12 protein-coding genes are annotated in these 14,616 nt (G+C 70.5%); 6 read left to right on the top strand and 6 right to left on the bottom strand.

Going from position 1 to position 14,616, the window contains the following annotated elements; genetic code table 11:
* Positions 1–873 (bottom strand): DUF222 domain-containing protein (locus Q1V88_RS14325; RefSeq protein ID WP_300681966.1); only part of this gene is annotated, 873 nt, incomplete at its 3' end.
* A gap of 466 nt (positions 874–1,339) precedes the next feature.
* On the opposite strand from Q1V88_RS14325, the gene Q1V88_RS14320 reads away from it, so the two are divergent.
* Together Q1V88_RS14320 and Q1V88_RS14315 are read left to right on the top strand one after the other, a co-directional pair.
* Complete coding sequence (locus tag Q1V88_RS14320; protein ID WP_300681965.1) at positions 1,340–1,597, top strand: hypothetical protein; 258 nt, start codon at positions 1,340–1,342, stop codon at positions 1,595–1,597.
* 145 nt (positions 1,598–1,742) lie between these two features.
* The gene (locus Q1V88_RS14315) at positions 1,743–1,955 is read left to right on the top strand and encodes a hypothetical protein (protein WP_300681964.1); all 213 of its coding nucleotides are present in this window, start codon (positions 1,743–1,745) and stop codon (positions 1,953–1,955) included.
* A gap of 7 nt (positions 1,956–1,962) precedes the next feature.
* Here Q1V88_RS14315 and Q1V88_RS14310 read toward each other — a convergent pair whose 3' ends face one another.
* On the bottom strand, positions 1,963–3,423 hold the full coding sequence (locus tag Q1V88_RS14310) for a DEAD/DEAH box helicase (RefSeq protein ID WP_300681963.1): 1,461 nt from the start codon (positions 3,421–3,423) through the stop codon (positions 1,963–1,965).
* Between the two features lie 92 nt (positions 3,424–3,515).
* On the opposite strand from Q1V88_RS14310, the gene Q1V88_RS14305 reads away from it, so the two are divergent.
* Positions 3,516–4,235 carry a ferritin-like fold-containing protein gene (locus Q1V88_RS14305; protein ID WP_300681962.1) on the top strand — a complete coding sequence of 240 codons (720 nt, stop codon included), beginning with the start codon at positions 3,516–3,518 and terminating at the stop codon, positions 4,233–4,235.
* Between the two features lie 64 nt (positions 4,236–4,299).
* On the opposite strand, the gene Q1V88_RS14300 is transcribed toward Q1V88_RS14305, so the two are convergent.
* The 3 genes from Q1V88_RS14300 to Q1V88_RS14290 form a co-directional block, all read right to left on the bottom strand.
* Positions 4,300–4,608: a hypothetical protein gene (locus tag Q1V88_RS14300; RefSeq protein ID WP_300681961.1), complete on the bottom strand. Its 309-nt coding sequence runs from the start codon at positions 4,606–4,608 to the stop codon at positions 4,300–4,302.
* Between the two features lie 132 nt (positions 4,609–4,740).
* Complete coding sequence (locus Q1V88_RS14295) at positions 4,741–4,962, bottom strand: DUF3107 domain-containing protein (RefSeq protein WP_300681960.1); 222 nt, start codon at positions 4,960–4,962, stop codon at positions 4,741–4,743.
* Positions 4,963–5,000: 38 nt separating this feature from the next.
* On the bottom strand, positions 5,001–5,579 hold the full coding sequence (locus Q1V88_RS14290; RefSeq protein WP_300681968.1) for a TetR/AcrR family transcriptional regulator: 579 nt from the start codon (positions 5,577–5,579) through the stop codon (positions 5,001–5,003).
* A 237-nt stretch (positions 5,580–5,816) separates the two neighbouring features.
* On the opposite strand from Q1V88_RS14290, the gene moeB reads away from it, so the two are divergent.
* The 3 genes from moeB to Q1V88_RS14275 all read left to right on the top strand — a co-directional run bounded on the left by moeB (position 5,817) and on the right by Q1V88_RS14275 (position 13,536).
* On the top strand, positions 5,817–7,064 hold the full coding sequence (moeB, locus tag Q1V88_RS14285) for a molybdopterin-synthase adenylyltransferase MoeB (RefSeq protein WP_300681959.1): 1,248 nt from the start codon (positions 5,817–5,819) through the stop codon (positions 7,062–7,064).
* 101 nt (positions 7,065–7,165) lie between these two features.
* Positions 7,166–10,363 carry an ATP-dependent DNA helicase gene (locus Q1V88_RS14280; RefSeq protein ID WP_300681958.1) on the top strand — a complete coding sequence of 1,066 codons (3,198 nt, stop codon included), beginning with the start codon at positions 7,166–7,168 and terminating at the stop codon, positions 10,361–10,363.
* Positions 10,360–13,536, top strand: a complete 3,177-nt coding sequence (locus Q1V88_RS14275; RefSeq protein WP_300681957.1) for an ATP-dependent DNA helicase — start codon at positions 10,360–10,362, stop codon at positions 13,534–13,536. Before Q1V88_RS14280 ends, Q1V88_RS14275 begins: the two co-directional genes overlap by 4 nt.
* Here the strand turns inward: Q1V88_RS14275 and Q1V88_RS14270 are convergent.
* The gene (locus Q1V88_RS14270) at positions 13,473–14,600 is read right to left on the bottom strand and encodes an NAD(P)-binding domain-containing protein (protein ID WP_300681956.1); all 1,128 of its coding nucleotides are present in this window, start codon (positions 14,598–14,600) and stop codon (positions 13,473–13,475) included. The two genes, Q1V88_RS14275 and Q1V88_RS14270, sit on opposite strands and share 64 nt — an antisense overlap.
* Positions 14,601–14,616: the final 16 nt, after the last annotated feature.

The raw sequence follows: 14,616 nt of genomic DNA, 5'->3' as shown, positions 1-14,616 counted from the left end.
GACCGGGGCGAGAGTGTTGCCGGCTTCGACTTCGGCGACGGGTGAGTCGGGGGTGAGGTGGACGTAGGTGTGCACCACCCGCGTCACGACCACCTCCGACGTCCCTGAACCGGCTATACCGGCGAGGTGGCGCCGCGCGATGACTCCGACTGCCTTGGCGCGGCGGACGTCCAGAGGTTCGGGCTCAGAGTCTGGGTTGGTTGCGTCGAGGGTGGCGAGGTGGGCGGCGACCTCCTGGATCGCTGCCTCGAAGTCAGCCGCGTCAGCGGCATCCAGGCGGCCGAACACGTCCGCGAGGCCGTCGGGCTGCCCGGTCCCGGAGACACTGATCGCCCGGCCCTCGGCTGCTGCCCGAGCTCGGGCGACCGCCGCGTCGGGGTCACTCAGGATCTCGGCGAAGACGACCATGCGTCGGAGGCGGGCCATCCCGACCCGATGGGCGATCGGCGCGATGGCCTCGTCGACGTACCGCGCACCCTCAGCGGGGACGCTGCGGAGCGTTGCGGCGACCTGACGGGCACGCCACACCTCAACCCGACCTTCTCGGACGGCAGCCAGAGTCTCGGGGAACCGCCACGCCAGGTCCCAGGCGTCAGCCAGATAGGCCAGTGCAGCGTGGGGGCTCATCTGAGCGAACGCAGCGAACTCGGCCACTGCTTCCTCCCCGATGCGAGGACAGCCGTCACCACCGACGGGCATCTCCAGGCCGTACCGCTGCTCAGCAGGCTCAGCGTCGGCCACCACGGTGAGCCAGCGGATCGCCTTGTCGAGAGCCTTCACCTCACGACGGCGGGCCTTGACCTGGTCCACACGCCAGCCCTCCAACAGTGCCTCAGCACTGCTGGTCACTCCCGCTCCGCCCTTCGGCTTCATACCCATCACAGTATGGGAAGCCACCGACAAAACCTGACGAACGATCGGCACGACCGTCGCCCCCTCCTCGGATCTCGGGCAGTAGGGGGTACGGGCGAGCGAAGCAAGGATGAGCGCCATGATGAGGGCGGCTTTCTACCGCTTCGAACTGTGCTTGTCCGCAGGACGCGCCGATGTAATTCCGTCGCCGCTTGACAGGCTGCCGGGGGCCTAGGGGACACTTATCGCTAGATGTAGTACTTACAGGGATGTAGTTCTCCACATCTAGTTCACATGGGATGCCGGGTTTGCCCTGCTTCTCCACAACGCAGAGGCCCCCGACTGCAGCCGGGGGCCAAAGCAGGTCGGCTGGAAACCGGCCTAATAGAGGGCCCGAAGCTCGAGCCAATACCAACCATGAGCCTAGGGCCCTCGCAGTCAGTAAGCAATTACCCGAGCAGTGAGGATCTTCATTATGAGTACACATGTGGTCACCTACGACCTCTCCAACCCCAGTCGCAACTACACGAAAGTGATCGAGGCGATCAAGTCCTTCCCAGGCTGGTGCCACGCGATGGAGTCGGTCTGGATCGTTGAGTCGAGCCTGTCTGCCGAACAGGTACGTGACCGCCTGGTCCCGGCTATCGATTCCAATGACAAACTCATGGTGGCAACCATGAGCGGTGCATGGGGCACCTGCAACGTGGGAACCGAGCAGACGGACTGGCTCAACAGGGCTGCCTAGTTAGAAGAAACAGAAGCCCGTCCCGATGTCGTTGGGGCGGGCTTCTCCCGCCTGGGCACAGGTTGAACTACTCGACACCGCCGACCAGAGTAGCGACCCTTACGCCGAGGGTGCGGGCGACCCGGACGTAGGAAGGCACTCCGGTGTGGGTCCGACCGTTCTCGGCCAATGCCCGCTCAGCGCTGACGTGTGGTTCTTCGCCCGGCCCGAGGGCCAGACCCAGTTCTTCGGATCCTGGCTGCCGGTCTGGGACGACCTGCTGCCGGCGTACCCGGACGACCTGGCCCAGCGCGACGCCGAGCTGGTCGTAGAGACACTGAACGCGAGCCTCGCAGGAGGCTCGCGTTCAGTGGACTAGCAGAGGGTCACTCGGCGGCGGAGGCGGTTGCCTCCGAGCCGGAGCCCGAGGACGGGCGGCGACGGCGACGGCGGGTGCGCGACGGGGCCTTGGCCTCGCCCTCGCCCTCGGCGGCAGGGGCGCCGGCCGGCACGGTGGCCTCGGCGCTCGCGCCGCCCTCGACCTTCTCGCCGTTGCGTGAACGGGTGCGGGTCCGGTTGCGGGTGCGCGGGGCGCGCTCGCCGGAGCCAGCGTCCTTGGCGGCGGGACGCTCCTTGCGCTCGACAGGAGCGGCCTTCTTGATCCGACCCTTGGTGCCCTTGACGATGTGGTGGTCGGCGAGGAAGTTGTCCGAGGAGGAGTACGTCTCGGCCGGGTCGTCGAAGTCCAGGTCGAGGGCCTTGTTGATCATCTTCCACTTGTGGATGTCGGCCCAGTCGACCAGCGTGACAGCGACGCCGGTGGCACCGGCGCGGCCGGTGCGGCCGATCCGGTGGACGTAGGTCTTCTCGTCGTCGGGCGTCGTGTAGTTGATCACGTGGCTCACGCCGGTGACGTCGATACCGCGGGCGGCGACGTCGGTGGCGACCAGGATCTGGATCTTGTCGTCACGGAAGCGCTGCATCGCCTTCTCGCGGGCGACCTGGGCCATGTCGCCGTGCAGCGAACCGGCGTTGAAGCCGCGTTCGACGAGGTCGTCGGCGACCCGCTGGGCCTGGCGCTTGGTGCGGGCGAAGACGACGACCTTGCCGACGCCGCCCTCGGGCTCGCCCTGGAGCAGGCGGCCGATCATCTCCGGCTTGTCCAGGTCGTGGGCCTGGTAGACGAACTGCGTGGTGGTCTTGTGCGTGGCGTTCTCGTACGACGCCTCGGCCCGGATGTTCATCGGGCTGACCAGGTGGGTGCGGGCCAGGGAGATGATCGCCGCGGGCATCGTGGCGCTGAAGAGCATCGTCTGGCGGCTCTTGGGGGTCTTGGCCAGGATCTTCTCGACGTCGGGCAGGAAGCCGAGGTCGAGCATCTCGTCGGCCTCGTCGAGCACCAGGGTCTTGATCTCGGAGAGGTCGAGGTGCTTGCGGTTGACCATGTCGATGATCCGGCCCGGCGTACCGACGACGATGTCGACGCCGGCCTCCAGCGCCTCGATCTGGGGCTCGAAGCCGACGCCACCGTAGATCGAGAGGACCCGCAGGCCCAGGTTGGAGGAGAGCAGCTCGATGTCGTGGAAGACCTGGAGCGCGAGCTCACGGGTCGGAGCGACGACGAGGGCCTGCGGCTTGCCGTTGGCCTGCGCGCCGATGCGCTGCACGGCCGGGATGCCGAAGGCGAAGGTCTTGCCGGTGCCGGTGCGGGCCTGACCGATCAGGTCGGTGCCCTCCAGGGCGACCGAGAGGGTCATCTCCTGGATGGCGAAGGGCTCGATGATGCCCTTGGACTCCAGGGCGTCGCAGATCTCGGGCAGAACGCCCAGGTCGCGGAAAGTAGGCATGTTGAGTTGGGTGCTTTCAGTTCGACGAAGCGGCCGAGCGTCAAGCGTCAGCCGCGCACATACAGGACCGAGTCTATCGGTAGGCTGATGGGGTGGTGGCATCGACACAGTCCGACCCCGGTTCCAACCCTGCTCCGGGTGACCCCTTCTCCGACCCCGTCTACAAGAGCGCGATCGTCGATCTGCTCGGTGCGATCGGGTACGGCGAGATCTCGGCGTTCGAGCGCCTGACCGACGATGCGGCGCTGGCGCCGACGCTCACCGACAAGGTCGCGCTGCTCGGCATGGCGACCGCGCAGTACGCCAAGGTCGAGCCGATCCGGGCGCGCCTGGCCGAGCTGACCGACGGCCCCTACGACGCGATGGCCCCGTTCCAGGAGGCGATCGACCAGTTCCACGCCTTCACCGCGCCCAGCGACTGGTGGGAGGCGTTGGTCAAGGCGTACGTCGGCGACGGGATCGTGGCCGACTTCTACCGGGAGATCTCCGGATTCCTCGACGTCGACACACGGACGCTGATCCAGACGGCGCTGACCGACGGTGACGAGGCGGCGTTCGCGATCGAGCGGATCGAGGCCGGCATCGCCGCCGACCCGACCCTGGGTGGCCGGCTCGCGCTGTGGGGCCGCCGCCTGATGGGGGAGGCCCTGACCCAGACCCAGCACGTGGCCGCCTCGCGGGAGGCGCTGAGCGAGATCCTGGCCGGCAACGCCACCTTCGGCGAGCTCGACCTGGCCGGGATCGGCGAGATGTTCGCCCGGATCACCAGCCGTCACGTGGAGCGGATGGGCCGCCTCGGCCTGGCGCACTGACGCACCCAGACACACGAAGGGCGCCCGCGATCATCGCGGGCGCCCTTCGGCGTGGAGGTGGTAGTCAGCGTCGGCGGGTGCTCGGCATCACCGTGGTCGCAACGGCGACCAGGATCGCGGTCACCACGATCTGCCAGACGTGGCGCCACCAGTCGATGCCCTTGGTGGTGTTGAAGGCGTTGCCGTCGAAGCCCTTCTGGACGCCGAAGATCCAGTAGTAGAGGAAGCTGCCGAGCAACATGCCGATGATGCCGACAATCCACATCGGCAAGAACGCGATGTTGTCCTTGCTGCCGGGTGCGACCACCTTGCCGAGCCAGCCGATGATCAGGCCGCCCACGAGGGTGGTGATGATGAACCAGAGGACGCTCATGAGATTCCCTTTCGAAGGAGGAACGTCGCCACCGAGAAATGGCGTCGTTTCCTGATCTTTCCCTGAAAAGGTCAGCATGAACAGCATTCGGCGCCCGGAGTGTCGGGCGCCGAATGCGGTGGGTGGATCAGGTCAGCTGCGGAAGCCGACGGCGTTCTGCACGGCGCTGCCGAGCTCGACGTAGGTGATCTTCGCGGCCGGTACGAAGACCTTCTTGCCCTTGATGTCGGTGAGGGACAGGAGCGTGTCCGCGGCGATGGCGGCCGACACGGCGGCCTCGACGGTCTCGGCCGACTCCTCGGTCTCGATGACCAGTTCACGGGCGGCGTACTGCACGCCGATCTTGACCTCCACGCTGACTCCTCTGTTGTGCTGTGGTCGGGTTGTGCGGACTACGACTTCGGGTAGCCACCGATGCCGCGCCAGGCCAAGCCTGCCACCAGGGCGGCTGCCTGCTCACGTTCGAGGCCCCCATCGGCCTCCAGCCAGAACCGTGAGGACTGCTGGGCCATTCCCACCAGGGAGACCGCCAGCAGCAGCGAGGCGGCACGGGGCAGGCCGGTGTCGTCGGCGATCACGTCGGCGATCGCCTCGGCGCACTCGTTGGTCACCCGGTCGACCTGGTCCCGCACCGCGGGCTCGTTGGTCAGGTCGGACTCGAAGACCAGCCGGAAGGCACCGGTCTCGTTGGCGACGTACGTGTAGAAGGCGCTGATCGTCGCAGCCACCCGCTGCTTGTTGTCGTTGGTCGCGGCGAGCGCGTCGCGGACGGCCTCGATCATGTGGTCGCAGGACTGCTCCAGCAGAGCGAGGTAGAGCTCGAACTTGCCGGGGAAGTGCTGGTACAGGACCGGCTTGGAGACCCCGGCCCGGTCGGCGATGTCATCCATCGCCGCCGCGTGGTAGCCCTGGGCGACGAAGACCTCCAGGGCAGACTCGAGGAGCTGCGCGCGTCGCTCGCGGCGCGGCATCCGGCCCCCGCGGGGTCGGGCATCCAGGTCAAACTCGGTCGTCACGCGTTCCTGCTTCCGGGTCACATCCGGTGAATGGTCCGACAAGGCTACCTGTCGGTAGGTCCCGTCCAGATCCCGGGATGCGGTGGAGGGACCTGTCGGTGATGCGGGAACAATGGTCGGGTACGCCGGCGTTGAGTCTCAACCCGGGAAGAACACAGGTCAACCCGTTGACATCCGCAAGGAGGAGAGCGCGTGAGTCTGCCGCCGCTCGTGGAGCCCGCCGAGGAGCTCACCATCGATGAGGTGCGTCGTTACAGCCGCCACCTGATCATTCCTGACGTCGGCATGGCCGGCCAGAAGCGCCTCAAGAACGCTCGTGTGCTGGTGATCGGTGCCGGTGGCCTCGGCTCGCCCGCGCTGCTCTACCTGGCCGCCGCCGGAGTCGGCACGATCGGCATCGTCGAGTTCGACGAGGTCGACGAGTCGAACCTCCAGCGCCAGATCATCCACAAGCAGTCCACGATCGGACAGCCCAAGGCCGAGTCGGCCAAGGCCGCCATCGCCGACGTGAACCCGCTGGTCGAGGTCGTGCTCTACAACGAGCGTCTCGACAACGACAACGTCTTCCGGGTCTTCGAGGGCTGGGACCTGATCATCGACGGGACCGACAACTTCGCGACCCGCTACATGGTCAACGACGCCGCGTACTTCCTCGGCATCCCCTACGTCTGGGGCTCGATCTACCGCTTCGACGGCCAGGCCTCGGTCTACGCCGCCGGTCTGCGCAACTCGAAGAACCCCGAGCTGGCCAAGGCCGCCGAGAATGCGCCCTGCTACCGCTGCCTCTACCCCGAGCCGCCGCCGCCGGGCATGGTCCCCTCCTGCGCCGAGGGCGGCGTGCTGGGTGTGCTGTGCGCCTCCATCGGCTCGATCCAGGTCACCGAGGGGATCAAGCTGCTCACCGGCATCGGCGACCCGCTGGTCGGCGAGCTGATGATCTACGACGCGCTCGAGATGGAGTACCGCAAGGTCCGTCTGCGCAAGGACCCGAACTGCGCGCTGTGTGGTGACCACCCGACCGTCGAGTCCCTGATCGACTATGAGGTCTTCTGCGGTGCCGTCTCCGAGGACGCCGCCGAGGCGGCTGTCGGCTCGACCATCTCCGTGACGACCCTGGAGAGCTGGTTCAAGGAGGCCGAGTCCGGTGAGCGCGACTTCGTGCTGGTCGACGTCCGCGAGCCCAACGAGTACGAGATCAACCAGATCCCGAACTCGGTGCTGGTGCCCAAGGGTGAGTTCCTCACCGGCGAGGCGCTGTCCAAGCTCGCCGAGCTGACCAACGACGGCCAGAAGCAGCTCGTGCTGCACTGCAAGTCCGGTGTCCGCTCGGCTGAGTGCCTGGCGATCGCCAAGGGCGCCGGCTACGGCGACGCCGTCCACGTCGGTGGCGGCGTGGTGGCCTGGGTCAACCAGATCGACCCGAGCCAGCCGTCGTACTGACGCAGGTCCAGATCGACGGCGGTCCTTCCTTCGGGGAGGGCCGCCGTCGGCATCTCGGGGATCGGCCCGTAGTTGTCGGTGCCGCCTGACAGACTGCTCCGGTGACGACGTACCGTCTGGCAGGACCGGCTCCGGCTCCCGTGCCGCCCACCCTGGACGAGTACCAGCGTCGCGTCGTCGACCATCCCGGCGGGCCGCTGCTGGTCCTGGCCGGTCCCGGCACCGGGAAGACCACCACCCTGGTGGAGGCGATCGTCGAGCGGATCGAGGGCCGCGGGGCGAGCCCGGAGTCGGTGCTCGCGCTGACCTTCTCCCGCAAGGCCGCCGAACAGCTCCGGGACCGGATCATCGCCCGGCTGGGCCGCACCATGACGGCCAACCCGTGCATGACGTTCCACTCCTTCGCCTACGGCCTGATCCGGAAGTACGCGCCCGCCGACCTCTACGAGGGACCGCTGCGGCTGCTGAGTGCCCCGGAGCAGGACGTCATCCTGCGCGACCTGCTGGCCGGCACCGACCAGAGCCGGTGGCCCGAGTCCCTGACTCGGGCGATGCAGACCCGCGGCTTCGCCCGGGAGGTCCAGGGCGTCCTGTCCCGGGCCCGGGAGAAGGGGCTGGAGGGCTGGGACCTCGCCGACCTCGGCACCGCCGGGGGAGTGCCCGAGTTCGTCGCCGCCGGCCTCTTCATGGAGGAGTACCTGCAGAACCTCGACGCCCAGGGCGCGATCGACTACTCCGACCTGATCCGGCGCGCCGTGCTGGAGGCCGAGGCGCACCGCGCCGAGCTGCGGGCACGGTTCGCCCACGTCTTCGTCGACGAGTTCCAGGACACCGACCCCGGCCAGCTCGACCTGCTCCGTGCGATCACCGGGGACGGCCGCAACCTGGTCGCCGTCGGTGACCCGCACCAGTCCATCTACGCCTTCCGGGGGGCCGAGGTGCGCGGCATCCTGGAGTTCCCGACCACCTTCCCGACCGCCTCGGGCACCCCGGCCCCGGTGGTCGCGCTGCGCACCACCCGCCGCTTCGGCGACCGGCTCCTGGTCGCCGCCCAGCGGGTCGCCGGGCGGATCGGTCTGCCCGGCACGATCGACGCCGAGGCCCGCGAGGCGTTCCTGGCACCGCAGGCCTCCCACGCCGGCGGCCGGGTGCAGGCCCTCACCTTCGACACCGAGCGGGCCGAGGCCGAGCACCTCGCCGACCTGCTGCGCCGTGCCCACCTCGAGGACGGCATCGGCTGGGACGAGATGGCCGTGCTGGTCCGCTCCGGCCGGACCTCGATCCCGCCGCTGCGCCGTGCCCTGGGGGCGCTCGGCGTCCCGGTCGAGGTCGCCGGCGACGAGCTCCCGCTGGTGCGTGACCCCGCCGTCGAGCCGCTGCTGGCGGCGCTGCGGGCGGCCCTCAACCTGGACAACGACGACCCGGAGACGGCCGGCTACCTCGACCCGGCCCAGATCCAGGCCCTGCTGACCGGTCCCCTGGGGGGCCTCGCCGCTCCCGACGTACGCCGTCTCGCGCGGGCCCTGCGAGTGCGGGAGAAGGCGCTGGCCGCGGCCGAGGACCGCAAGGTGCGCTCCTCGCCCGAGCTGCTGCGCGAGGCGGTGCTGCGGCCCGACTTCGTCGCCGGGCTGGCCGACGCCTCGCTGGGCCGGGTGGAGGCGCTGGTCGCGCTGCTGCACCGGGTCCGGGCGATGGCCGAGGCCGGCCAGAGCCCCGAGCTGCTGCTGTGGGAGCTGTGGAGCTCGACGTCGTGGCCCGAGCGGCTGCGCCGTGGGGTCGACGCCGGGGGCGGGGCCGCACGTCGCGCCCACCGCGACCTGGACGCGATCGTGGCGCTCTTCGACGCTGCGGCCCGGGTCGAGGCCAAGCGGGACCACACCGACGCCCGCACCTTCCTGGCCACGCTGAGCGCCCAGCAGATCCCCGCCGACACCCTGGCCGACCGCGGTGCCCGAGGTGCGGCCGTCCGGCTGCTCACCGCGCACCGTTCCAAGGGTCTGGAGTGGCGCCTGGTCGTCGTGGCCCACGTCCAGGCCGAGGCCTGGCCCGACCTGCGACGCCGCTCCTCGCTGCTCCAGCCCGACCGGATCGGCACCGGCGAGCTGATCCCGCCGCTGGGGATCCGTGAGCTGCTGGCCGAGGAGCGCCGGCTGTTCTACGTCGCCGCCACCCGCGCCCGCGACCGGCTGATCGTGACAGCGGTCCGCTCCGACGCCGACGACGGCGAGCAGCCCAGCCGCTTCCTCGACGAGCTCGGCGTCGGCGTGGAGCACGTCGTGGGACGCCCGCGCCGCCCGCTCTCCTTGGGCGGTCTGGTCGCCGAGCTGCGCCGGGTCAGCGCCGACCCCGACACCTCCGAGCCGCTCCGGCTGGCTGCTGCGCGCCGGCTGGCGATGCTCGCCGCCCAGACCCGCGGTGAACGGCCGCTGGTCCCCGCCGCCGACCCGTCGACGTGGTGGGGCACCCAGGCGATGACCCGTGCGGTCACCCCGCTGCGCCCGGCCGACGCACCGGTGACGATCTCGGCGACGGTGCTGGAGGGGCTGATCGAGTGCCCGATGCACTGGTTCCTCGAACGCGAGGCCGGCGGTGCCGCGGCCAGCCACCAGGCCGCCAACGTCGGCTCGATCGTGCACGCCGTCGCGCAGCGGGTCGCCGACGGTGAGCTGGCCCCCGAGCTCGACCAGCTGATGGCCCATGTCGACTCCGTCTGGAGCCGGCTGACCTTCCGCACCAGCTGGTCCGACGCCCGCGAGCACGACCGGATCCGGCGTGCCCTGGAGCGGTTCCTGGAGTGGCACGAGGCCAACACCCGCCGCCCGCTCGGCACCGAGATCGACTTCTCCTGCGAGGTGGCCCTCGACTCCGGGGAGACGGTCCGGCTGCGGGGCCGTGCCGACCGTCTCGAGCTCGACCACCAGGGCCGGGTCGTCGTGGTCGACTTCAAGACCGGCCGCACCCTGCCCAGCGGTCCCGCCGTGCAGCGCAACGTCCAGCTGGCGCTCTACCAGCTCGCCATCGACCGCGGTGCCCTCGAGCAGCGCGCCCCGGGCACCAGCAGCGGCGGCGGCGAGCTGATCGAGCTCGGCGAGAAGGACCTCGTCCCCGGGGTGAAGGTGCTCGCCCAGTCGATCCACACCGACGCCAGCCCCGAGCGCGAGGCGCTCAAGGGCTCCCTGGAGGAGGCGGCCGCCCTGCTGCGACGCGAGACCATGCCCGCCCAGCCCGGACCGCACTGCGAACGGTGCTCCTTCACCAGCCTCTGCCCGGCCCGCGGCGCGAGGGCGGTGACCCGATGATGGAGATCACCACGCCGGCCCAGCTGCAGGCGGTGATGGGGGAGAGGCATCCCGCCTCACCCGAGCAGTGGGCGGCGATCACCGCCCCGCTGGAGCCTGTCGTCGTGATCGCCGGGGCCGGCTCGGGCAAGACCACCCTGATGGCGGCGCGGGTGGTCTACCTGGTGCTGACCGGACAGGTCCGTCCCGACGAGGTGCTCGGCCTCACCTTCACCACCAAGGCCACCGCCCAGCTGCACGCCAAGATCAGGGCGTCGCTGCGGGAGGCCGGAGCGCTGGGGGAGAGTGCCGAGGGCGAGATCCTGGAACCGACGGTGTCGACGTACAACGCCTATGCGGCGGCGCTGCTGAGCGAGCATGGCCTGCGGATCGGTCATGAGCCCGACACCCGGGTGGTCACCGACGCGGCCCGCTACCAGCTCGGCGCCCGCGCCCTGGACCGTCACGTCGGCCAGGTCTCGGTGCTCACCGACCACCCGCCGACGGCGATCCAGAACCTGCTCGCCCTCGACGGTCAGCTCTCCGAACACCTCCGTACGCCGGCCGACGTCCGGCTCGCCGACGAGGTGGCCCGCCGGGCGCTGGTCGCCGAGCGGATCGAGGAGGAGGCGGCGACCAAGCCGCGCAAGACCTACCTGTCGACGTACGCCGACGCGATCAACACCCTCGACCGGCGCGGGGAGCTGCTCGACCTGGTCGAGACCTACCGCCGGCTCAAGGCCGACCTGGGGCTGATGGACTTCAGCGACCAGATCGCGCTGGCGGCCCGGCTCGCCGAGGAGCAGCCGGAGGTCGGTGACCTGGAGCGGGCGAAGTTCAAGGTCGTCATGCTCGACGAGTACCAGGACACCTCCACCGCCCAGGCGATCATGCTGTCGCGGCTCTTCACCGGCGGCCATGCGGTGATGGCGGTCGGCGACCCGAACCAGGCGATCTACGGCTGGCGAGGTGCCTCGGTCTCCAACATCCTCGGCTTCCACGAGCACTTCCGGCCCCGGCACGGTGAGGGTCGGCGCTACAACCTGACCGTCAACCGACGCTCGGGCAGCGAGATCCTGGCGGTGGCCAACGAGTTGGCCGCCCCGCTCTACGAGGCCACCCCCGGGGTGCTACCGCTGGTGCCGGACCCGCGCCGGGGCGAGGGGCGACTGAGCGCCCAGGTCTTCTCCAGCCAGGCCGAGGAGCATCGCTGGCTGGCCGAGGAGATCGCCCGCGTGCATGCGGCGATGGCCACGCCGTCGTGGTCCACGATCGCGGTGCTGACCCGCGACAACGGGTCGGCGGCGAAGGCCTACGACGTGCTCTCCGCGGCCGGGATCCCGGTCGAGATCGTCGGCCTGTCGGGCCTGCTCCGGCTGCCCGAGGTGGCCGAGATCGTCGCCCTGCTGCACCTGCTCCACGACGTCACCGCGAACGCGTCGCTGCTCACCGTGCTGAGCGGCCCGCGCTGGGCGATCGGCCCGCGTGACCTCAAGCTGCTGGCCTCGCGGGCCCGAGAGCTGGCCGGGAACGGGCCGGGCAGTGAGGAGGGCAGCATCGCCGAGGCCCTGGAGTCCATCGCCGACGGCGTCGACCCCTCCGAGCTCGCGGCGCTGGACGACGCGCTCGCCGACCCCGGGGAGGGCGACTACTCACCCGAGGCCCTGGAGCGGTTCGCGATGCTCGCTGCGGAGCTGCGGATGCTGCGCTCGCACGCGTCCGAGCCGTTGCTCGACGTCGTACGCCGGGTGGTCGACACCACCGGGGTGGACATCGAGCTGGCCTCGGCCGTCAGCGCCGCGGCGGCCTCCCGGCGCGACAACCTGGACCTGTTCATCAAGGCGGTCGCCGACTTCCAGGCGATCGACGGCGACGTCTCGATGGCGGCGCTGCTGGCCTACCTGACCGCCGAGGACGAGCAGGGCAGCGGAATGGAGCTGGCCACGCCGAGCGCCGTCGACTCGGTCAAGCTGCTCACCGTGCACCGCTCCAAGGGCCTGGAGTTCGCCGAGGTCTTCCTGATCGGGGTCTGCGAGACGGTCTTCCCGTCCAATCGGGGCCGGTCGATCTGGCTGGCCACGCCTGCCGAGCTGCCTTCCCACCTGCGCCGCGACGCCCACGACCTGCCGCACCTGACCGGCTACGACAAGGCCGCCATCGACGCCTACCGGGCCGCGGTGAAGGAGCACGGCGCCGCGGAGGAGCGCCGCCTGGGGTACGTCGCCTTCACCCGGGCCGAGGATCGGCTCTCGGTCACCTCCTTCTGTTGGAAGGAGACCAAGACCCCGCTGGGCCCCTCGGAGTACCAGGTGATCGTCCGCGACCGGCTGCGTGCGGCCGGGGTCGAGGTGGTCTGGCTGGACAAGCCCGAGCGTGGCACCCCGAACCCGTTCACGGCCGAGATCGAGCGGCACCCCTGGCCGCCCGAGGGTCCCGGCACCGAGGGCGTCCTGCGGTCCCGTGCTGCCGCCCTGGTCGCCTCCCTGGACCCGGCCGCCGCACCGGCGGACGGCGACGAGGGGCTCGACATGATCGAGGCCGCCCGCGTCGCGGAGTGGGACGACGAGATCGGGCGGCTGCTGGAGGAGGCCCGTGCCGCCGTCTCCGACGACATCACGGTGGCCCGCCCCGACTCGCTCTCGGCCACCGCACTGACCCGGCTACGCGAGGACCCCGACGCCTTCGCCCGCGAGCTGGCCCGGCCGATGCCGCACGAGCCATCCACGGCGGCCCGGTTCGGCACTCGGTTCCACGCCTGGGTCGAGGCCCGCTTCGACCAGCAGGACCTCTTCGACCTCGACGACCTGCCCGGTGCCGGTGACGCCGGGATCACCACCGACGCCGAGCTCGACGAGGTGATCGCCGGGTTCGAGTCGGGTCCGTTCGCCGACCGGCCGCCGGCCCAGGTGGAGGTCCCGTTCGCGCTGGTGCTGGCCGGACAGGTGGTGCGCGGCCGGATGGATGCCGTCTACGCCGAGCCCGAGGGGCGCTGGCTGATCGTGGACTGGAAGACCAGCAGGACCGCGAGTGCCGACCCGCTCCAGCTCAGCATCTACCGGCTGGCCTGGGCCGAGCTCCAGGGAGTCGACCCGGCCCAGGTCCGGGCGGCGTTCTACTACGTCCGCAGCGGTCAGCTGGTCGAGCCGCCCGACCTGCTCGACAGGACGGAGCTGGAGGCGTTGCTCGGCGGGTGATCGCGCAGCCAGGCAGCGACCCCGCGGGCAGCGAACCGTCCCGCGCGGTTGGCTCCGATGGTCGAGGCCGAGGGGCCGTAGCCGACCAGCTGGATCCGCGGGTCGACCACCGCCGTCGTGCCGAACCGGTCCAGCTGGATGCCACCGGCCTCGCTGCGTAGCCGCAGCGGTGCCAGGTGCGCGATCGCCGGCCTGAAGCCGGTCGCCCACAGGATCACGTCGACGGCCTCGAAGGAGCCGTCGGCCCAGCGCACCCCGTCGGGCTCGATCGAGGAGAACATCGGCAGTCGTCGGTCATAGACCCCGAGCCGTGCCGCCTCGGCCTCCTGGGGCCGCAGCATCAGTCCGGTCACCGAGACCACCGAGGTCGGCGGCAGCCCACGGCGTACGCGATCCTCGACCAGCGCCACCGCGTCGTGCCCGGCCTCGGCGTCGAACCGGTCGGTGCGCCACACCGGCGGCCGGCGGGTCACCCAGACCACGTCGGTGATCGGCCCCAGGGTGCCCAGGAACTGGACCGCGGAGGCACCGCCGCCGACGACCAGCACCCGGCGGCCGCGGAAGTGCTCGGGACCGGGGTAGTCGTGGGTGTGCAGCTGCTCGCCCAGGAACGTCTCGCGCCCGGGGTAGAACGGCCAGTACGGCTGCGTCCAGGTGCCGGTGGCGTTGACCAGGGTCCGACCGAGCCAGGTCCGCTCACCGGCGGTGACGGCCAGCAGCGCGTCGTCGCGGCTGCTCACCCGGTCGACCTTGACGGGCCGCAGGACCGGCACCTGCTGCTCGGTCTCATAGGAGGAGAAGTACGTCGGCACCGCGACGTTCGCGCGGGCCGCGGCGGCCGTCGAGTCGGTCGGCAGCGGCTCGGCGTCGGGGAGCTCGGCGATGCCGTGCACGTCGGCCAGGGTGAGGGCGTCCCAGCGGTGCTGCCAGGCGCCGCCGGGGCGCTGCTCGGCGTCGAGGACGACGTGGTCGATGCCACGGCGGGACAGATGGTGGCTCGCCGAGAGACCGGCCTGGCCGGCGCCGATCACGATCGAGTCGAGCACTCCGGTCGCTGTGGTCACGTCGGTGGAACACCGC

Origin of the sequence: Nocardioides sp. (assembly GCF_030150155.1) — a bacterium.
Classification (GTDB): Bacteria; Actinomycetota; Actinomycetes; order Propionibacteriales; family Nocardioidaceae; genus Nocardioides.
This window is presented reverse-complemented; position numbering and strand designations above follow the sequence as displayed.